21 protein-coding genes and 1 pseudogene are annotated in these 20,635 nt (G+C 44.1%); 4 read left to right on the plus strand and 18 right to left on the minus strand.

What is annotated here, in order from left to right:
- Positions 1-432: 432 nt before the first annotated feature.
- The 15 genes from I8J31_RS18615 to I8J31_RS18685 all read right to left on the minus strand — a co-directional run bounded on the left by I8J31_RS18615 (position 433) and on the right by I8J31_RS18685 (position 12,792).
- On the minus strand, positions 433-1,071 hold the full coding sequence (locus I8J31_RS18615; RefSeq protein ID WP_199470089.1) for a LysE family translocator: 639 nt from the start codon (positions 1,069-1,071) through the stop codon (positions 433-435).
- A gap of 410 nt (positions 1,072-1,481) precedes the next feature.
- Positions 1,482-2,102, minus strand: a complete 621-nt coding sequence (locus I8J31_RS18620) for a YitT family protein (RefSeq protein WP_199470090.1) — start codon at positions 2,100-2,102, stop codon at positions 1,482-1,484.
- 134 nt (positions 2,103-2,236) lie between these two features.
- Positions 2,237-2,551 (minus strand): S24/S26 family peptidase, encoded by a 315-nt coding sequence (locus tag I8J31_RS18625; RefSeq protein WP_199470091.1) that lies wholly within the window; start codon positions 2,549-2,551, stop codon positions 2,237-2,239.
- A 92-nt stretch (positions 2,552-2,643) separates the two neighbouring features.
- Positions 2,644-3,147 (minus strand): superoxide dismutase, Ni, encoded by a 504-nt coding sequence (gene sodN / locus I8J31_RS18630; RefSeq protein WP_199470092.1) that lies wholly within the window; start codon positions 3,145-3,147, stop codon positions 2,644-2,646.
- Complete coding sequence (locus I8J31_RS18635; protein WP_199470093.1) at positions 3,137-3,358, minus strand: hypothetical protein; 222 nt, start codon at positions 3,356-3,358, stop codon at positions 3,137-3,139. Before I8J31_RS18635 ends, sodN begins: the two co-directional genes overlap by 11 nt.
- A 24-nt stretch (positions 3,359-3,382) precedes the next feature.
- On the minus strand, positions 3,383-3,826 hold the full coding sequence (locus I8J31_RS18640) for a DUF2753 family protein (protein WP_199470094.1): 444 nt from the start codon (positions 3,824-3,826) through the stop codon (positions 3,383-3,385).
- A gap of 118 nt (positions 3,827-3,944) precedes the next feature.
- Positions 3,945-4,427, minus strand: a complete 483-nt coding sequence (locus I8J31_RS18645; protein ID WP_199470095.1) for an endonuclease/exonuclease/phosphatase family protein — start codon at positions 4,425-4,427, stop codon at positions 3,945-3,947.
- On the minus strand, positions 4,417-5,040 hold the full coding sequence (gene cobO, locus I8J31_RS18650) for a cob(I)yrinic acid a,c-diamide adenosyltransferase (RefSeq protein WP_199470096.1): 624 nt from the start codon (positions 5,038-5,040) through the stop codon (positions 4,417-4,419). Before cobO ends, I8J31_RS18645 begins: the two co-directional genes overlap by 11 nt.
- Before the next feature lie 3 nt (positions 5,041-5,043).
- Complete coding sequence (locus I8J31_RS18655; protein WP_199470097.1) at positions 5,044-5,658, minus strand: trimeric intracellular cation channel family protein; 615 nt, start codon at positions 5,656-5,658, stop codon at positions 5,044-5,046.
- Between the two features lie 26 nt (positions 5,659-5,684).
- Positions 5,685-6,275 (minus strand): histidine phosphatase family protein, encoded by a 591-nt coding sequence (locus I8J31_RS18660; RefSeq protein ID WP_199470098.1) that lies wholly within the window; start codon positions 6,273-6,275, stop codon positions 5,685-5,687.
- Complete coding sequence (locus I8J31_RS18665) at positions 6,272-7,045, minus strand: adenosylcobinamide-GDP ribazoletransferase (protein ID WP_199470099.1); 774 nt, start codon at positions 7,043-7,045, stop codon at positions 6,272-6,274. Before I8J31_RS18665 ends, I8J31_RS18660 begins: the two co-directional genes overlap by 4 nt.
- Positions 7,046-7,074: 29 nt before the next feature.
- Entirely contained in the window at positions 7,075-8,136 is a 1,062-nt protein-coding gene (cobT, locus tag I8J31_RS18670) for a nicotinate-nucleotide--dimethylbenzimidazole phosphoribosyltransferase (protein WP_199470100.1), read from the minus strand.
- A 13-nt stretch (positions 8,137-8,149) separates the two neighbouring features.
- Positions 8,150-8,917, minus strand: coding sequence for a 23S rRNA (guanosine(2251)-2'-O)-methyltransferase RlmB (gene rlmB / locus I8J31_RS18675; protein WP_199470101.1), 768 nt, complete (start codon positions 8,915-8,917; stop codon positions 8,150-8,152).
- 31 nt (positions 8,918-8,948) lie between these two features.
- Complete coding sequence (gene rnr, locus I8J31_RS18680; RefSeq protein WP_199470102.1) at positions 8,949-11,549, minus strand: ribonuclease R; 2,601 nt, start codon at positions 11,547-11,549, stop codon at positions 8,949-8,951.
- A 403-nt stretch (positions 11,550-11,952) separates the two neighbouring features.
- The gene (locus I8J31_RS18685) at positions 11,953-12,792 is read right to left on the minus strand and encodes a pyruvate, water dikinase regulatory protein (RefSeq protein ID WP_233402905.1); all 840 of its coding nucleotides are present in this window, start codon (positions 12,790-12,792) and stop codon (positions 11,953-11,955) included.
- Between the two features lie 204 nt (positions 12,793-12,996).
- Between I8J31_RS18685 and ppsA the strand changes: the two genes are divergently transcribed.
- From ppsA to I8J31_RS20935, 4 genes and pseudogenes are all read left to right on the plus strand, one after another.
- Complete coding sequence (ppsA, locus tag I8J31_RS18690; RefSeq protein ID WP_199470103.1) at positions 12,997-15,396, plus strand: phosphoenolpyruvate synthase; 2,400 nt, start codon at positions 12,997-12,999, stop codon at positions 15,394-15,396.
- A 1,070-nt stretch (positions 15,397-16,466) separates the two neighbouring features.
- On the plus strand, positions 16,467-16,919 hold the full coding sequence (locus tag I8J31_RS18695; protein WP_199470104.1) for an RDD family protein: 453 nt from the start codon (positions 16,467-16,469) through the stop codon (positions 16,917-16,919).
- A gap of 103 nt (positions 16,920-17,022) precedes the next feature.
- On the plus strand, positions 17,023-17,343 hold the full coding sequence (locus tag I8J31_RS18700; RefSeq protein ID WP_199470105.1) for a VOC family protein: 321 nt from the start codon (positions 17,023-17,025) through the stop codon (positions 17,341-17,343).
- A gap of 12 nt (positions 17,344-17,355) precedes the next feature.
- A pseudogene (locus I8J31_RS20935) lies at positions 17,356-17,928 on the plus strand (transposase); the annotation flags it as partial.
- Between the two features lie 359 nt (positions 17,929-18,287).
- Here the strand turns inward: I8J31_RS20935 and I8J31_RS18715 are convergent.
- The 3 genes from I8J31_RS18715 to I8J31_RS18725 form a co-directional block, all read right to left on the minus strand.
- Positions 18,288-18,797 (minus strand): DUF4442 domain-containing protein, encoded by a 510-nt coding sequence (locus tag I8J31_RS18715; RefSeq protein WP_199470107.1) that lies wholly within the window; start codon positions 18,795-18,797, stop codon positions 18,288-18,290.
- 2 nt (positions 18,798-18,799) lie between these two features.
- Entirely contained in the window at positions 18,800-19,522 is a 723-nt protein-coding gene (locus I8J31_RS18720) for a Coq4 family protein (protein ID WP_199470108.1), read from the minus strand.
- Between the two features lie 561 nt (positions 19,523-20,083).
- Positions 20,084-20,635: IS110 family RNA-guided transposase (locus tag I8J31_RS18725; protein WP_199470109.1), on the minus strand; the 552-nt coding region annotated here is incomplete at its 5' end.

The following is a 20,635-nucleotide window of genomic DNA, read 5'->3' on the forward strand; positions in this document are numbered from 1 at the left end:
CTTTCAAAATCCCCTCCCAAAATCATACAAAAGCGATTCCACACCTTACGCTATCTAGCGTCTTGCTAAACGCAACGGTAAACCAAGCCAATGACACGTTTGGGCTGAAAGTCCGACAAGAGATTTTTTGCTTTCCTTTAAACAAAAGTTTTGCATCGATTGAAAAAAGTTACCCGCCCGCTGGACGGAATAAAGCTCATGGATACAAAGCGTTTGAGTGAAAGGCACAACTTCTCAACCCAAAATAACAACTTAAATTGTATTTCAAGATAACAAAAAGGCGACCTGAGCCGCCTTCTCAAAACTTTTCTTAAAGCTTTTCTTAAAAAATCTACACGCTCCCCATATACCGTCACAGCCACGTTTATGAGGTTGAGCATTTTGAGTCTATTTCTAACACTGTCTTTATTAAGTGCAAAGGTTTCACTCTATTTACGCGGTACGACTACTTGATAGCACACCACAACCAAAAACGATAAACGCACTGTTTGTTATTTTAGAAAATATAGGTTTTGCTTTTAGCCCTGACCATTTTTTATTTATATTTTTCGCGATATATGAATAGACTAAATGCACAGACATAACAATCAAACAAATTGTTAAAAACATTATTGTAAACTGCCAACCAATAGCGGCCTCTTCTGATATAAATTGCGGTAAAAAAGCCGAAAGAAAAATAACCGTTTTAGGATTGCTAGCGGAAACGAGGAAAGCTTCTTTACAGACTTGAATATAGGAAAACGGTACAGCTGATACCTCTTCAACGCCCTTTATATGACTGGTTGGTGTTTTTTTAAGAAGGCCTGTAATACCAAGATAAATCAGATACGCTCCGCCAATGAGCTTTAAAGCAAAAAACAGCATTGGGGATTTTTCTAATAATGCACCAGCGCCAAATGCTACAGAGGTGATAATCAAAAGCTGACAGACAAGATTCATTAGGATGGTGATAATTGCTACTTTATAACCATATTTAACGGCATTTTTTATCGCCAATAAGACATTTGGCCCTGGTGACAAGGTCACCACTAGGTAAGCAATAAAAAATAATAACCAAGTTTCAAAACTCATAATACAATCATCCTACTGTAAAGAAATCCAACGTCGTCATTAACGACACAAAATAGCTAACCAACATTCGTGAGAAGCAAACGAAAGCCAACTTTGACCTGTCCTTTTGGCTTGCTCAGGTCAAAAAATAATGGTGTACTTTTCATAAATAACGACATTTCCCCACACTTTGTACCCTATACCTCCCCAAAAAGTCAATTCGACAACGCTGTACAAAAGAATGGATTACACACCATAAACCTCCCCTAGCCCTTGTATCTCCCCTTGAAGAAAAGACAGGGAACAAGGTCGATGATTCCTAAGCGCTAAAATAACAATTTATATTATTTAAAAAAGACAATAAAAACTGTCTTTAAAGATAACAAAAAGGCGACCTAAGCCGCCTTCTCAAAATTTCTTTTAAAGAAAAACTAGATGTTCCCCATGTATCGTCCAGGTTTGTGGTTGACCGCGATAATCATGTTTAAAGCAACGGCGCCGACGATGGAAATGGCGATTAGGTAGAAGTCTACAACGAAGATAGAGAGCAGTACGATACCGCAGTCTACGACCATTTGGAATTTGCCCATTGAGATACCGTATTTTTCCGCAAGGTAGCGTGCCAATATGTTTAAACCGCCTAGGCTAGCATTGTGACGGAATAGCATTAAGAAACCCACGCCCATTAAGAAGCCGCCGAATATGCTCGCATAAATAGGGTTTAAGGTATCAAAAGTAACAAACACCGGCGTTAAGTCTGCAAATACCGAAAGACAAAAAACGGAGATGAAGGTTTTAAGTGTGTATTCCCAACCAAAGTGCAGTATCGCCAAAAGGTAGAAAGGAAGATTAATCACAAAGAAAGCCTGACCAAAGGTAAAAGGCGTGGAGTATTGAATAAGAAACGCCAATCCAGCGGAGCCACCTGTTAATAATCCAGTGTGAGTAAAAAAGTTTACGCCAAGCGCGATGATCATGGTGCCTAATATGATGGCTTGAATGTCTTCAAGACGTGTGTGTTTTTTTACTGTGGCTGGAATTTCTGTCGACATAATGCTCTCTATTAACGCTAAAATAATAAGAATTTCATTGGGCGTGGATTTTAGAGAAAACGAAGAGCGAGACCAATAGCAAGCGAATAAGCATTTTGAAGGTATTTATTAAAAGTGTCTCGTTTTCTGTACAGTTATTTAATGTGTGCCTGATCACTACGACTCACACTAGATCGAATACACCAAATCACCTTGCCCACCACCCGACGGGGTGAAACCCAGCCAATGCGTTCAGATTGCAGACTTTTGTTGTTTTCACCGCCCAACCAAAGCTGGCCATCTGGGGCGATATGCAGCACTCGCTTAACGATAAAACCATACAAAGCATGGTCGACTACCACCAACTGATCAACCGTTAACTGGCGATAAAAACGACTGGTAAACACAAAGTCCCCATCCTGTAATCTAGGGACCATGCTATCCCCTTTCACCTTAATCAGACGGAACATAATCGTTACTCCTCCTTGTCATTGAGACCTTTGCACTCTTTACACCATGCCGTTATGAGTACAGCGTTTGTGCAAAGGTCGCTTGTTAGCAATTAACCTTTTAGGTCTGGGTAAACCGCCTCTAACATTGGAGGATAAGGGCAAGCCGCACGGTATGTCGCTACCCCTTTTGTTAACCAGAAAGCCTCAGCAAATTCATTGACCAAAGCCACTAGCTTCTCTCCTTCTGCGCGATCGATGCTTTGTTTGCACTTTGATGCTTGCAGCATGATGCTGTGGGTCAGCTCATTGGCGTTAGGTAACTGTTCAAATTGTGGGGCTTTAAAGTAATCCCCCCAAATAACACGAACTGCGTCTTTCACTTCGGTACTAGCGGATTCTTTTTCACCCACTAGGCGAGCAAGTTGCGCGTAATCCGCCACACTCAAGGTGCCTTTGTCTTCAATCTCTTTAATTAAATCCATCAAGCGAACGCAACTTAGCGCGGCAAGCTGAGCCGTTGAAGGGTCATAAATTTTACACGGAATATCACAGTGAGCTTGCGCCGTTTGAAAACCAATCACCTTATCTAGGGTTTTAATGAGGCTATGCATCATGGTTCATCTCCTTTTGTTTCAAGTTTTTGCGGCGAGTCATATGCTTGTATGCCAAGCCACCAACAATCACAGTACCAATGGCAACCATAGTAAGGATATGAATCGGTTCACTGGTCCAATGGCTATGGTCATGACCTGGGTGAGCTTGAGCGACTTGGCTAAACGCCAATGGCAGACCCAATAGAATAGAAGTCGTTAGTATTTGTTTCATTGCATTATCCTTAGTTATCTTTGATTAATGATGTATTGCAGACTTTGAATAAGACACGGCCTGAGACAACGCTTGCATCAAGGCTCGACTCTGAGAAGAAAATTCCTTGCCATGACTTTGCGTAAACAGCTCCCATTCAAAACGAATATGAGTGGCGGTTCGCATAATAAGACCACGCTGCTCGTCATTGACATCAGGGCGCGCAATCGCGGCCTGTAAAAAATTAACGGCACTTTCATACTGAGTATTGGCGGAAATAAAATCCCCCAGTGCGGTATAGGATTCAGCGATATTTAGAAAACTCACGGTAGCCGCTGCAACGGCAGATTCAGCATCTCGATGAAAGTCATCATCAAACGATTGCTCAACTTGCGTTAATGCCTGTTGATTTAACTCTACTGCATCAGAAAAAGCATGATTTGAATAAGCTCTGTTTGCCTGTCTTGTTAAGCGTTCCCAGTTCTGCATATCTCCTCCATCACCACAAGTGATTAAATTAGAAAACTAATGAGAATCATTATCGTAAAGAAAGCGAAATAAATCCAGCTTATTTGAGAATAAATCTCATTATGTATTAGAAATTCTGTTAAAGCGTTAAATCTAGGAAAACAAGAAGATGATCAGAGGTATTTTTGAGAAGAGAGAATTGACTATCATTGGAGTGCGGCCAAAACACCGCCTGTTGCAATATCGGTAATGCACGGCTTGGTCTCACGTAGTCCACCTGCATTCGCCATACTGCCGTATGCAAAGCACTATGCTGCTGGTTCACTTTAGGGGAATGCTCAATACCACCAAGACTTTGAGGGAAATCAATCGCCGCCATTTTCGGATGCCGCAATAACCCCGTAATGGCAGTACGAGAAGCATCCCCTTCATAGGGTGAAGCATTCAAATCCCCTAGTAGGACAAAAGGCGACTCACCCAATCCACCACCACGACCTTGATCATCCACAAGATAATCCGCTGCTGAAAGGTAGTCTGACCAAAAACGAATTTCATCATGATTACGGCAAACATTGCGCTGTTCTGCCCCATCATGTAGCTCGCAACGCGAACTACCATTCAATACCGGCTTGGGCTTTTACCCCATTAGCAAAGGCATGGCGTTCGTTGCCAATTTTGCTGTGAGTATCCACACTATCAAGCAGAACACGAGGTGCGGTTCGCCCTGTCATCATTACATTTTGATGGGCGGGACGGGCCGCTAACGCCGCGACCAAATCCGCCTCATCGAGATGACCGTATTTGTACATGTAGGTCACTTCATCCAATAGGACAAAGTCAATACTAGGGTCAGCTAGGTTTTTCTTCGCTAACGCCCAAGCCTGTTCCGCTGCTTCTTTTTCCAATTCAGGGTTACGGGTTTCCCACGTAAAGCCATGGCCCATGACATGAAAATCGACCTGCGGGTGCTCACCAAAAAACAACTGCTCACCCGTGGCTTTGCGGCCTTTAATAAACTGAATAACGGCACATTTTTGGCCATGCCCTAAAGCCCGCGCCATGGTGCCAAAAGCGCTAGAGCTTTTGCCTTTACCATTGCCTGTTAGCAAGATGGTCACGCCCCGCTCTTGCGTCGCGGCCGCAATACGCCCATCCACCACAGCTTTTTTCTTCAACAAACGCGCTTCGTTTTTTGCCGCTTGTTGTGCTTTTTCTTCTTGCGATAATTCGGTCATTTTTTACCTCTTTTTGTAGAGGAGCCAACTTGGATAATAAAGGCCCTTATGGATAGCAACCACCCTTAGTATAAAGACTAGTGCCGCCGCGTAAATCGCGTTAAATTCATGTGAAGGCACATTTTTTTCTAGCAAAACCAACAGAGAAGCCCCTAAAAAAGCAGGCGTTGCATAGAACTCTCTCCCTAATACCAAAGGCGGACGATGGCTTAATACATCGCGAATAATGCCACCTGCAATTCCAGTGACTATGCCCATGGTGATCGCAATCGTCGGTTGAAACCCTAAATTCAGTACTTTTTCCGTTGCCACCACGGTAAACAAGGCCAAACCAAAAGAATCGGCATATTCAAATACCGTCTGTCTATCTTCGATCAGGCGCACAGTGAAAAAAGCAAACGCCGAAGAGGCAAAGGCAACCCAAAGGTAAGAGGTATCCTCTACCCAATAAACCGTCTCGACAGACAACACAGTATCGCGAATGGTACCGCCGCCAAGGGAAGTCACCATACCTAAAAATACCAAGCTAAAAAGATCCATATCCTTTTTGCCCGAGGAGATAACCCCAGTAATAGCAAAGGCAGCAATACCTATCATGCCTAAAATGTATAGCAACATTATTTATTCAATCTCTATAAAAAATATTAAGGAAGAACCCAATCTCCGGCGCCTAACCTTTTCAAGGTCACGAAATCACCCTGAACATAAAGCTCGGTCAGGCTATTAAACCCCACATCAATGCGATGACATTGCGCCAGAGGCCATTGACATAACAAGCTGACGAATACCTTGATCACCCCCGAATGAGCCACCACCACACAAGCTTCTGTCGGATTATCTTTAATCGATAACCACCATTGCCAAACGCGATCCGCCACCACTTGCAGAGACTCACCATGGTAGGGTGCCGAGTGCACAATATCCTCCATCCACAGGTCAATCTCCTGCTTTGGAATGTCTTGCCAACACAAGCCTTCCCACTCGCCAAAGTCCAACTCGGTTAGCGCATCGACAACAACAGATTGACCATCGCTGATAAACTCAGCAAGCTGAGCGGCACGGCTTAATGGACTGTGATAATAAGTCATTGACGCGCCATCACCATCTTTAGATAAAGCTTTCTTTAACGACTGCGCCGGAACTTGCCAACCATCCGCTAAAGGCACATCTCGATCCCCGTAACACAGGCCTTTTATAACATCCGGTTTGGGGTGACGAACTAAATATAACTTCACGTATAACTACCCAGCCAACACAAAAGCATTAACACCTCAGCTACTTGCTCGCTGGCGCCAAGCGTATCGCCATTAAAGCCTTCTATCTTTTTCAGCAAATACAAACGCAGCAAAAAAACCAGCACGGCCAATAACAATATGGCGCCGATCAAATCAAACATACCAAAAGCCAACACGCCAACCAGCACACAGGGTAAGGCAGCAAGCCCCAGCTCTTGTGATGCTAATTTCGTGATCATGCTAGAAGCTTTGCTTTGTCCCGCACTCACATAGTCCAAGGTATTCATCAATACCAGTGGCACAAATCTAGCAATGCTATGGACCGCACACCAGCCTATTAATGCATACAGCAAACCAAAGACAGAATCGTCCAAGGCCGCCAGCAACTCGCTTAACACCAACCACTTAATGGCCAAGGAAAACCAAATAGACAAGGCAGCATAACTGCCAAGGCGGGAATCTTTCATAATGGTTAAGCGCTGCTCTTTATCCCACCCCCCTACTAAACCATCACAGGCATCCATCAAACCATCTTCATGGAAACCACCGGTAATCAGCACAGCGGTTAACAGCATAAACAAGGCTTGCAGGGGCGCAGACCAAGCAAACCACAGCGGCCAACTGCTAAGCAAAGCCACTATCAGACCAACCCATGGTAAAAAGCACACCGCTGGGGTGTGCTTTATATGGTCGCTCCAATCCACTTTTAGGGGGATTCTGGTGTAGGTCACAAGACTGCGTTTAAAGCCTTGTAGATAGTAAGAGTTCATATTTCACATACCTTTTTAGAATGACAAGGTTAGTTACTGCCGCTCACTCCAGCGCTTTCAAAGCTCGCCATCTTGTTCAAAAACAAGCTCGCACTTTGAATAAGAGGATAGGACAAAATAGCACCCGACCCTTCCCCCAAACGTAAATCCAGTGACAATATAGGCTCCGCGTTCAGGCTATCTAACAGAATTCGATGAGCGCTTTCATTGGATTGATGGGCGAAAATCGCGTATTCACGCACCTGTGGCGCCACTTTTTGTGCAAACAACAAAGCCACGGTGCAAATAAAGCCATCCACCACAAAGGCGGTTTGACGTTGTGCGGATTGCAACATGGCGCCTGCCATAGCAAGAATCTCAAAACCACCCACTTGTTGGGCAAGGGTTTCAGGACTCCAGTCCGCCATCGCTTGCCCTGTTTCTCGCTCAGCGCGCTGCAATGACGCTTCAATCACTTGCGCCTTATGGGAAACCCCAGCATTGTCTAACCCCGTGCCACGGCCTGCGCTTTGCTGTGCTGTGATGCCTGTGATTGCTGTCATCATGCAAGAAGATACACAGGTGTTGCCTATGCCCATCTCACCAAACATCAACAAATTCACACCCTCATCAATAGCTAAATTCGCTTCGTTGACACCCGCTTCAATCGCCATGGCCAACTCGGCAGAACTCATCGCCGCTTGCTGACTAAAGTCTTGCGAGCCATACGCCACCTTACGCTGACTTAATAAAGGGTGATCTTCAAGGTCAACTTTCACCCCCACATCCACAATACGCAATGGTGCCTTATGTTGTTCACAAAAAACGCTTACAGCGGCGCCCCCCATTAAGAAGTTCATCACCATTTGCGGTGTCACTTCTTGGGGAAACAGGCTAATGCCCTGTTCGACAACACCATGATCTGCCGCAAAAACGATCATCGCTGGCTTAGACACATCAGGCATAAGCGTATTTTGAATTTGCCCAAGTTGAAGGGCGATACTTTCTAGCTGGCCCAACGAGCCGAGTGGCTTGGTTTTATTATCAATTTTATGCTGTAAATCTACCTTAATCGAAACGGACGGCGCCGAGATGCTAAACTGCTTAAACACCGGTTATTACCCCTTAAGCGGATACTTTAGCAGCACGTTGACGTACCACTTCGTACAGACAAACCCCAGTCGCTACCGACACATTCAAACTGGACACCACACCAGCCATGGGCAATTTTACTAGATAATCACATTGTTCACGGGTCAAACGACGCATACCGTCGCCTTCTGCTCCCATAACAATCGCCGTTGGTATGGTGAAGTCTTGCTCGTAGACAGTTTGCGTCGCTTCGCCTGCGGTGCCGAAGATCCACACCCCTTGGTCTTGCAGCTTCTTCATGGTGCGAGCAAGGTTAGTCACTGAATAAACAGGAATACTTTCTGCCGCGCCACAGGCCACTTTACTGACCGTCGCATTAAGGGGCGCTGAATTGTCTTTTGGCATGACGATAGCGTGGGCACCGGCGGCGTCCGCACTGCGTAAACAAGCCCCTAAATTATGTGGGTCTGTGATGCCATCCAAAATGATAATCAGCGGATTTTGCTCTAAGCCTTCAACTAGGCTATGTAAGTCCGCTTCGTTACCGGCTTTGGTCATGGTGGTATACGCCACCACACCTTGATGCACGACACGCTCTTTGTTTTTAGTAAACAACTGATCTAAATCGCGACGGGCAACCGTGCTATAACGTACTTTATTGGTTTTACAAAGCTGTATTAAACGCTGGCTTTTCTTATCGTCACGGCCTTCCTGAAAGCGTACTTCTTTAACGCGATCTGGTTGTTGTGACAAGGCATTTTCCACGGCATGCATGCCGTATATCCATTCTAAATCTGACATTATTTACTCTATAAATTCAGTAAGTCGTTCATTAATCTTTCGCTCTCGGCTTAGCGTTATTCTTTTTCGCTTTCTTTGGCTTCTTAGGCTTTTTTGCTGCAGCAGAAGCAGACTTAGGCTTACCGCTTGCGGCTGCGGCCGAAGCCGTTTTTTTCTGTCTAATACGTTTGCCTTTCGAAATAGGAGAACGACGCTTTTTCTTCGCCTTGCCATCTGGTTCTTTCGCATCTTTGGCTGTCTTACCTTCTTGGGCCGCTTTTTCGCCCTTGCCTTCGGCCTTTACTAGCGCTTTAGGTTTAGGTCGACGACCACCTAATTCAATCGGCGGAAGCTGAGCCAATTGCATTTCCAGTTCCGTCTGATCATTACGCTCAACCTTTTTACGAGGGCGGGAAGCACCAGTATTATCTAAGCTCAAATCGATTTTACGCTGTTCAAGATTCACACTGGCAACACGTACTTTCAAAGTGTCTCCTAAACGGAAAACACGGCCAGTGCGTTCGCCAATAATCGCCTGATGCTCTATGTCATGAACAAAGTAATCCTGACCAAGACCCGAAATATGCACCAAGCCATCGACAAACAAACCTTGCAACTCGACAAACAAACCAAACGAAGTGACTGCCGTCACCACACCATCAAAGGGTTCACCCAAATGTTGCTCAACGTACTGACATTTCAACCAAGCTTCCACATCACGGGTGGCTTCATCTGCTCGGCGCTCCGTCATCGAACAAGAATCACCGAAATTATCCATGTCCGCGTGGTCATAGCCATAAATCTTGCGCTGTTTCAACGTTGGGCTGCCGGTCACGCGATGCGCTTGGCGAACCACAGGGCGTCCTTCCCCACGAATCAGGTAACGAATCGCCCGATGCACCAGCAGATCTGGGTAACGACGAATGGGCGAAGTAAAGTGGGTATAAGCTGGGTAATTCAAACCAAAGTGGCCCATATTATCCGCTTGATACACCGCCTGAGACATGGAGCGCAACATCATGGTTTGAATGCTGCGAGAATCGGCACGGTCTTTTAACTGTTCCGCTAATGCGGCGTAATCGTCTGGTGTTGGCTTCAAGCCCCCTGTTAATTCCAAGCCCAATAAACCCAAGTAGGTTCGCAGGGTTAACAAGCGATCTTCTTTTGGCCCTTCATGAACACGGAACAAGGCCGGTAGATCCGCCTTGATCAACAACTCTGCTGTGGCCACGTTGGCACACAACATACATTCTTCAATCAATTTATGGGCATCATTACGTTCAACCGGAATGATATGTTCTATCTTAGAGTTTTCATCAAACACCATACGGGTTTCAACCGTATCAAACTCCATCGCGCCACGCTCATCACGGGCACCTTTTAAGGTGTGATAAAGGCCGTTCAAGTCATCGATATGAGAAACGATGGCGGCATAGCGCTCGCGCAACTCTACACCTTGTTCTTCTGGTTCAGCGGCAATCATTTTCGCGACCTTAGAATAGGTCAAACGAGCATGGGAGCGGATTAAGCCTTCGTAGAATTTATAGCCTCGCATCTTGCCTTTGGTGGTCAAGGAAATTTCCGCCACCATGGCCAAACGATCCACATCAGGATTCAAAGAACACAGACCATTCGACAAGACTTCCGGCAACATAGGAATCACCTTGCCCGGGAAGTACACAGAGTTACCACGAACAATCGCCTCTTCATCCAAGGCCGTGTCTTTTTTCACATAATGAGAAACATCAGCAATGGCTACAAATAACTTCCACCCACCCGGCGTTTTTTCACAATACACAGCATCATCAAAATCACGGGCATCTTCACCATCAATGGTAACGAAGGGCGTATCACGCAAATCGACCCGATGAGCTTTATCTTCTTCCGCTACTTCTGCGGTGAAGTGTTTAATTTGTGTCTCAACCACCGCAGGCCATTCGTTAGGAATTTCGTATCGATGCATGGCCACGTCAATTTCGACACCCGGCGCCATAAAGTCACCGAGGATCTTTTTCACGATACCTTGCGCTGGCTTACCGCGTTCCGCGTAGGAAACAATCTCAGCCAACACATATTGGCCGTGGGTCGGAGTTAAGCCAGACTCTTTCGTGATTAGGAGATCTTGGGCAATGCGAGGGTTTTCTGGGGTGACAAAAGCGGTATTACTTTCTTGATAAAATCTGCCGACAAGCTGGCTGTGCTTACGTTCTAAAACTTCCACCACCACCCCATCAAGACGACCTTTTACAGTACGGCCTGAAAGACGCGCTTTGACCTTGTCACCATCCATGACATTTTGCATTTGACGAGCCGATAAGAAGATATCGTCATCACTTTGACGCAATAAGAAACCGTGGCCTTCTTTATTACCCTGTACATACCCTTCAATCAGGTCACTTTCCAATAGTGGCGTATATTCGTCTTGCCTATTGCTGACCAACTGGCTATCACGGCACATGGCGATAAGACGACGGCGTAATGCCTCAATTTCATCTTCACCCGCTAGGGAAAATGCTTTACACAGATCAAGGTGACCTAGGCTTTTATTTTGACTGGCTAGAAACTCTAGAATGAACTCACGACTCGGGACGGGATTATCGTACTTGGACGCTTCGCGCTGCTTGTGTGGGTCGTTAATTTTTTTATTACTCAATGTTTAATTTTCCTTGGTTTTTTTTAATAGAATGCACTCTTTATATGATGGAGTTATGAACACTCTACTATTTCGAACATTTGCAGCGCCCTGTCGTCACTCTAAGCCTATTACCGTCACGCTAAGCCAAGTCGCTAAATCGTTCAATTAGCCGACATTATAGAGCATTCCGCTCTAATACTCTTTAAGTAACAGGCCTTGTTCACCTATATCAGCACACTTCCGTGCCTTTTATTATGTAATTTCATAACAAAATAACCAAACTGACAGGTTATCTTGACCTTTCACCCCATGGTTTAGATAGGTTTTCAGACTAAGCAAAAATTTTTTATACCTTTTCAGACTATTTTTTAAACAAAAACCGTAAACCTATCGAATTACTCGATAGGTTTTAGCCTCAAAATCACTGGCGATGACGTACCAATTGCATCTCATCCATCACTTTGGTGGAAATTTCTTCCACAGACAGTTTTGTCGAATTCAAAAACGGAATACGTTCTTGACGGTATAAAGACTCCACTTCATCCACTTCATAACGGCATTGACGAGCAGACGCATATTTACTTGCTGCCATACGTCCTGTACGTATTTCGTGCAATCGCTGGGCCTCTATGGTCAAACCAAACAACTTTTTCTTATGGGCTTTTAATACTTTGGGCACACCGGGAGAAGAAAAATCATCTTCCGTAATGGGGTAATTCGCCGCTTTAATGCCGTACTGCATTGCTAAATACAAACTGGTCGGTGTCTTACCAGAACGAGAAACCCCCAACAAAATAATGTCCGCCTCATCAAAATTCTTGATAGAGGCGCCGTCGTCATTGGCCAGTGCATAGTTGATAGCGTCTATGCGTCCATCATAAACCCCCTCTTTCATGCCATGGGCTTTTTGCGCCGTTGGCTGCGCTTTAACACCCAAAGCTTTTTCAATAGGAAGCAACAATTCCCCAAACAAGTTATAACAATGGCAATCACAGGACTGCACAATATCTCGAAGTCCAGCATCCGCGATAGTATAAAAAACCAACAGAGCAACACCTTGCTGTACTTCTAGATTAATCTGCTGCTTTAACCCTTCGGCTTGGTCCTTGGTGATCAAAAATGGCACACTTTTTCTTTCCACTGCCACATCAAAAAACGACAACATCGCCGAACCAAACACTTCAGCGGTGATCGCTGTCCCATCCGAAACAAAATACACTTTCATTCGTTTTTCACCCAATTTGTTGTTATCTAACGACATTTATTTTTTCGATTGAAATAAAACTACATCGAATAATCGATTTTATTCAAAGCAACCAGCCTACATACAATGAACCCAGACACAGCACTTTGACAAGCTCTCACAGCAACTTGTCCCTAGCCTGATGTCCTTGGGCAAACAGCCCGTAAAAAACTATTTTTTTGCTATTCTTTAATAAAAGAAAAACAACAACTGGAGTCTCTTGTGAGCAAGTTTATTAAGTGGTTTAAAGATCTTCATATGGAAGATGTCGGTGAAGTGGGCGGTAAAAACGCCTCTTTGGGAGAAATGATTTCTAACCTGACAGACCTTGGTATTCAAGTACCAAATGGTTTCGCGACTACTTCTTATGCGTATCAAAGCTTCATTACAGAAAGTGGCCTAGACGAAAAAATCCATCAAGCACTCAACGCATTGGATGTGGACGACGTTCACGCCTTGGCAGAAACCGGTATAAAAATTCGCCAATGGATAGAAGACGCAACTTTCTCTGCGGAATTTGACCAAGAGATCGAAGCTGCTTTCGCAACCTTATGCGACGACAACGCAGACGATACCTCTTTCGCGGTTCGCTCTTCTGCTACCGCAGAAGATTTACCAGACGCGTCTTTCGCCGGGCAGCAAGAAACCTACTTAAACGTCGTTGGCTTGGCAGATATCAAAGCTTCTATCAAACGGGTTTTTGCTTCCCTCTTTAACGACCGCGCCATTTCCTACCGCGTTCACCAAGGCTTTGAACACCAAGGCGTGTCGCTATCCGCTGGTATTCAAAAAATGGTACGCAGCGACATTGGCGCTTCTGGCGTCCTCTTCACACTCGACACAGAGTCTGGCTTTGACGAAGTGGTTTTCATCACCGCCGCTTACGGTCTCGGCGAAATGGTTGTACAGGGCACGGTCAACCCAGATGAATACTATGTTCACAAACCAACCCTAGCGGCCAACCGCCCAGCCGTAGTTCGTAAGAGCCTAGGCAGCAAGGCACAAAAAATGGAATACGCCGAAGTCGGCAGTGATGACGAATTTGTCAAAATCGTACCGGTTCCACTAGACGATCAAAACCGCTTTGCCCTGACCGACGATGAGATCCAAGATCTTGCTCGTCAAGCCTGCATCATCGAAAAACATTACCAGCGTCCGATGGACATTGAATGGGCGAAAGACGGCATCGACGGCAAACTTTACATAGTTCAAGCGCGTCCAGAAACCGTCCGTAGCCAAGGCAACGCCCAAAGCATGGAGCGTTACAACCTAAAAGAAACGTCCAATGTATTGATCACCGGCCGCGCCATTGGTCACAAAATCGGTACCGGCGAAGTCAAAGTCTTGTCTTCTATCGCTGAAATGGATCGCATCCAACCGGGTGATATTTTGGTGACCGACATTACCGACCCAGATTGGGAACCCATCATGAAACGTGCTTCTGCGATTGTCACCAATCGCGGCGGACGTACCTGTCACGCTGCCATTATCGCCCGTGAATTAGGCATTCCAGCCGTGGTCGGTTGTGGCGATGCCACAGAGGTATTGCAAGACGGACAAAAAGTCACCGTGTCTTGCGCGCAAGGCGACATGGGCTTCGTCTACCAAGACGAACTAGCATTCGACATCATCACGTCTGAAGTCGGCAACATGCCAGACCTACCAGTAAAAATCATGATGAACGTGGGCAACCCAAACCGCGCCTTCGACTTCGCCATGCTGCCAAACGCAGGCATTGGCTTAGCGCGATTAGAATTCATCATCAACCGCATGATCGGCATTCACCCGAAAGCCCTATTGAACTACGCGGACATGGCGCCAGCCTTAAAAGAAGAGATTGACCATAGAATCGCAGGCTACAACAGCCCAGTAGAATTCTACGTCGATAAACTGGTAGAAGGGGTTGCCACACTGGCGTGCTCCTTCTCACAAAAGCCCGTCATCGTGCGCCTATCTGATTTCAAATCAAACGAATACCACAACCTCGTTGGCGGCCCTTTGTTTGAACCAGATGAAGAAAACCCAATGCTTGGCTTCCGTGGCGCGGCCCGTTATATAGACGACTCCTTCCGTGATTGCTTCGCCCTAGAATGTGAAGCCATCCGCCGCGTTCGTAACGAAATGGGATTAACCAACGTACAGATCATGATCCCCTTTGTGCGTACCCTAGAAGAAGCTCAGCAGGTCACAGAACTGCTCGCGGAACAAGGTCTAGCACGCGGTGAAAACGGCCTGAAAGTCATCATGATGTGCGAACTGCCATCCAACGCCCTATTGGCAGACGAGTTCCTACAGTACTTTGATGGCTTCTCAATCGGTTCCAACGACCTAACCCAATTAACCCTAGGGCTAGATCGTGATTCTGGACTCATCGCCGACAAGTTTGACGAACGTAACCCAGCGGTGAAAAAACTATTGAAAATGGCCATCACCGCGTGTCTGGAACAAGGTAAATATGTCGGCATCTGCGGCCAAGGCCCATCCGACCACGCCGACTTCGCTGACTGGTTAGTGGCACAAGGCATCGAAAGCATGTCCCTTAACCCAGACACCGTCGTCGAAACTTGGCTACACCTTGATGAAGTATTGAAAAACACCGCTTTAAACAATAAAGCGGTTTAACCAACTTTCCAAACGAGCCAAGACTCGATGGAAACCGACTGCACCTTAATGGGGTATGTTTCATATCCGATTAAGTCAGAATGCCGTGTCACAGCGGCGACATTGCCTTATTGGAATGTCACTCTCTAGTTTTATAGCCCCGCTTTGCGGGGCTTTTTTTTGCTTGGTGCTAGCGCACCAATGCCGCCTCAGGGGTCGAACCCCTTTTTGACCTGAGGCAGATCAAACACTAACAATGCTTATCAAAAAGGGCTTTGACCCCGACAGTCAGCCTCTTCCCCTTTCTCCAAGACGGAAGATGGAGTTTTGTCTAGTTTCTTGGGGTTCCATTCAAATGCTTTGAGCCATGGGTTTTATTCCGCCCTGCTGGGCGTGTAACTTTTTGCTAGCGCCCAAAAAGTAACCAAAAATTCGCTTGTCGGACTTTCAGCCCAAAACGTGTCATTGGCTTTGTTTAACATGATTCTTAGCACAACGATGGAGTACGTAAAGTATTGATACGTTCTTCATGTGTTTTGAGGTTCGAATTTACTGTGTTACGTGAGGTGATAATGGTCGTTCAATCAGGATTGAATCGAATATTTTTCGTTGAGGATAAAGTGCTGCAAGTGATGACACCAAAGGCCAAAGTTTCTTTCCCTTGTTTCTGTTACCTGAATTAAAGAGTAAGGGGAAGACAGAAGATGGGGTTTTGTATTGCGGGGGCAGCAAGCGGTGACCCCTTTAAATGATACCTTTCTATTTTTGTATGGATATACAGTTTATTTTCCAAAAAGTTGCTTTTGTGCGCGTTTAGCTATTTTAAATAACCCAATTGCGCGCGTTTTACACTGGCAGGAAATAGAAAAGTCTTTTAGTATCAATGAATAAGAATATGCGTACCAGAAATAACGCGCTGTGGATAAATGTGTAAACGCGTATGCTTGTTTTTCCAGTTCTTGAATTTGTGACTAGCTTTATAAAACCATTATTATTCAATTATTTATAAGGTTATTTAGAGGATTTGAAAAATGTCTAAACACGCATGCGCACTATTAAAAATGTTATACCCATAAGGAGAATTGAGTAGCATGAAAAATGAGCAAGAGTACGCAGGATTCTGGATTAGATTTGGAGCACTACTAATCGACTTAGTGATAATGATTATCGTTTTATATGTCCCGCTTTCGTTTATTTATGGTGAAGATTATTGGTTGGGTGAGCAGATCATCTATGGTTTTTGGGATGTACTGCTAGGCTATATTGTTCCCATTGTTGCGACAATATGGTTTTGGCTACGGTTTTTCGGCACACCAGGAAAAATGGCAACGAAACTAAAAGTCGTTGATGCAAAAACTGGAAAAAAGCTTTCTCTGGGGCAAGCAATAGGTAGATACTTTGCCTATATTCCAGCAATGTTGCCCTTGGGTCTGGGGCTTATCTGGGTTGGTATAGACAAAAAAAAGCAGGGGTGGCATGACAAATTGGCTGGCACTGTTGTCATTAAAAGCAATGAATCAGAACCAGTAAGGTTCGAAGAATAAGGTATAACAATCACATGCACTCGGACAGCAAAAAGCGCCGCTCGTTCCTCGCTCTGCTTTTTGCTTCCGGTGATGTTAGGCGTTATAGCCTCATGGAGGTAAAGTGAAGATTTCGCTCCTAGTCCTCAGATGCCAAGATATTGAAATCAGTAAAGACTTCTATCAATTGCTGGGACTAACTTTTGTCAAAGAGAAGCACGGGAGTGGCCCCGCACATTATTCATGTGAATATGATGGTTGTGTATTTGAACTGTACCCTAACAAAGGCGAACCACCTGAAGACAGAAACCGTTTGGGTTTTAAAGTGTTAAATCGTACAGAGATAATTAATAATATAACGGTCACTGATTCATATGACTTTTTGGGTAACACTATTATTGTAGTCACAGATCCTGATGGCCGTAAGGTTGAGCTCAGTGAGTAAAGCTATCAAAAAGCCACAAAACAGCATATTCCTCACGCAGAAAAGAAGATTGCTTTTGATCATTTTCATATTGCTCAATCTTTGACCGATGCGTTGAACGAAACTCGCAAAGCAGAATTATTGAAGCTAGAGCAAAATTTGAAGAAAGAAGCTTATCAAACACGATATTACTGGCTTAAGAATCCAGCGAACTTGAAGGAACATCATTGGAAAAAGCTTAATGAGTTAAAGGACAGCTTTGTGAACACGACTCTTTTCTGGTACTTCAAAGAGCGAGCTAGAAGTATCTGGAAAGGAAACAGAGTCAGAGGGGCCAAATCGTCATGGGTAGAGTGGATTAGCTTAGCAAAAGCGGCCAAGATTCCAGCGCTTTAAGCATCAGCCGAACAGGTAGAAAAGCACCTTTGGGGGATATTGAATGCGATGCGTTTCCAAGTTTCCAATGCCTTAGCAGAAGCGATCAATAGCAAAATCCGAATACTGCGGGTGAAGGCTTATGGTTACCGGAATAAGGAGCGATTTAAGAGAGCCATCTTATTCCATTTTGGAGGACTAGCAATGGAGCCAACCCACTATGAAAGGTGAAGTGCCGAGTTTGACCAGCATCCAGAGTTACACACATATATAGTGGCGCAAAAAATCGCTTAACAAGTCAATCAAAAAAGAAAGAAGTGGTGGCCACTAATGACTGCTCAGATTGATTGGGAAGGGGCTTTTCTTAACATGCTGAGCAGGACAACTACCTTTCACCCCTAGTCGTAGGGGGCTTTCTAATTCCCTACCGACTTCCACTACAAAGAGGGAGTTTTTTTCGGGGGAATGAGTAAAAAAAGATGGTGAGCGATAGAGGGATTCTGCAGCTGAATCCTATGCCTGAAACATGTAAAATTTCAGCAGTTTTGATGTGTGTTATTGGGCTTTATTAGTGGGCAGATAGCGTGTTTTTAGATTTTTACTTGAACACTGCAATAAATATTTACTGTAAATCTACATACTGTTTGCTCTTCTGCATTGCTTAGAACATAGCCATGCCCCTTAATGGCAACAGAACTTTCTTTGCCGGTTTTAATGGTGTTATCTATCGTTTGCGCTACTTTTTGAACTTCATCACAATAAAAGAAAACTCTGCCTTTTGGCTTTTTAATAAAATCGATGGAATAGTGCTGACTAATTACCCGGCAGGTTTTTAGATTCTTAGTTAGTTTATGAATTATATAAAAAACGCATAATTCAGCACCTATATTAATGGCGCCAAAATACATTGATTTGTATATATTTTTTGTGGATCGGTTAAGGGGGATGCTAACAATGGCAACGTTTTTGTCAAAGCTATCAATTCTTGGTGACACTTTGAGTAATAACGGGGTTGTAAAAAAACTATATAATTTGATTTTTAGGTTGTCTGATAGCTTTTCAAAGAAATTAAAGCTAGATATCGCGTCCTTATTTTTCATTATCAACCCTTATAATTAAATTTTGAACACATGACTTCCTTTGCAGCGTTAAGGTCGATATTCAGCTCTTTCCTGACTTCCTCTATATCTTTATCCCAGTATTTTTCCCAATCAATTATAAATAGTTGTTTAGTACTCTTTCCTAGGTAAAAGCCTTCTATGAGGGCTTCAAAAATGCTATGTAAATAATGCTGTTTTGTGAAGCAGGCTGACAAAATTCCGGTACAGATGGAAATAGTAGAAGGGTAATAGTGCTCAATTTGAGCCGTTGTGAATGCCGCTACTTTAATTTCACCAACGTATAAAGTATCCGCATTTAGCAATGCATGGTAAATATCATGGGTTAGTACTATTCTTTTAACTGAGTATGAATAATCAGAATTAGATTTTAATGATTGTATTTGATCAACTGAATCTTCATTGTCTTTAAGTATGTTATACAGATGATGACCAAGAGTGTTTTCTGGTAGTTTTTTCAATGCCTCGATATCGATATCAATATTCTTCTTTGAACGTATAGTATCGGCCATTCTGTCGTCTTGCCGAAGCCAATCGATAAATGTTTTCCTACATTTTGGGTATGTATGGGGCAAGATAAAATTACCCAGTGCATTTGAAAAATCTGAGGTTTCTCGAAAAATAAATTTATATAGTTTAAAGAAAGCGATAGTCCGCTTTATATAGGCAAAGATTCTATTTGGTATAGCACTTATCGCGTCGCTCATTTTAATACTTCTATTTTCAAAATGTAGAGTTGATTTGTGTGTTATTTATGTGTTAATAGAACCATTAAAACGCTACATCAAATTCTATACTCCGTCAACCCCTGTTTAAAGTCCGCCGCTTGTGTGTTTATTCATGCGTTACTTTGTGCTTTTAAGTCGTTTTTCTTTTGAAGAGTGAGTGAATGGTATTTAAACAGGCTGGTATTTAAACAGGCCATATATGGATGCTCCGGCTAGGTCAAGGCCGCACTCAATCGAATCACTCTTTTTAGGGTGATTTTTTTTGTTTTCTTATTAACCGATCTGGATCTTTTCTAGTCGATCATCGTTGATGAAGGGTCGTACTGCCATATATCCGGCCTATTTATGAAAACACCTTTTTGTCGGTTTTCTGGCCCTAATGAGATCCGTACTTAGCTGTCTCAAACACCCACTCGACTTACTAGAGTCTTGGCCTGTACAGACTATTGCTAAGTGCGGAAAACCCGCTTTTACATCATGCTTTCATCGACATAGGTAAATCGTTTTCAGTTTATCTATTTCTTTTTTTATTTATGATCATTAAACCGTGGTAGCTCGATAATCTTCGTTTCGTTGAAGTAGTATCCATGCTAATCGAGCAAGGCGATTGGCAATGGCGACAACGGCTTTATTTTTTCCTCGACGCTCAACAATCTGTTGAATCCATACGGACAGCTTGTCTGTTTTGCCTTTTGTTCTGTGCAGCAAGGTACGAGCACCGTGAATCAGTTGTTTGCGTAAATACCGATTTCCTCGTTTCGTAATTCCACCATTAAATGACTTTTCTCCACTGGCATATTGTTTAGGTGTGACGCCAAGCCAAACAGACAGATCTCTTGGTTTACCAAACTGGCTGCCGTTACCAATGGAGGAAAATAAGGCTGTAGCATTAAGAACACCAATACCGGGTAAGGTCATTAAATGTTGACACAATGGGTTATCTTGTACGTAGTTTTTCAGCTCTTTTTCTATCGATAAACTTCGTCGACTCAGACTATCAAACTCTTCTTTGGCCTCCGCTAACTGCAATTTCATACGAGACGTTAAACGTGATTCAGCTGGGTCAAGTAAAAGGGAAACATGCTGCTTAAA

Origin of the sequence: Marinomonas transparens, assembly GCF_016463975.1 — a bacterium.
Lineage (GTDB): Bacteria > Pseudomonadota > Gammaproteobacteria > Pseudomonadales > Marinomonadaceae > Marinomonas > Marinomonas transparens.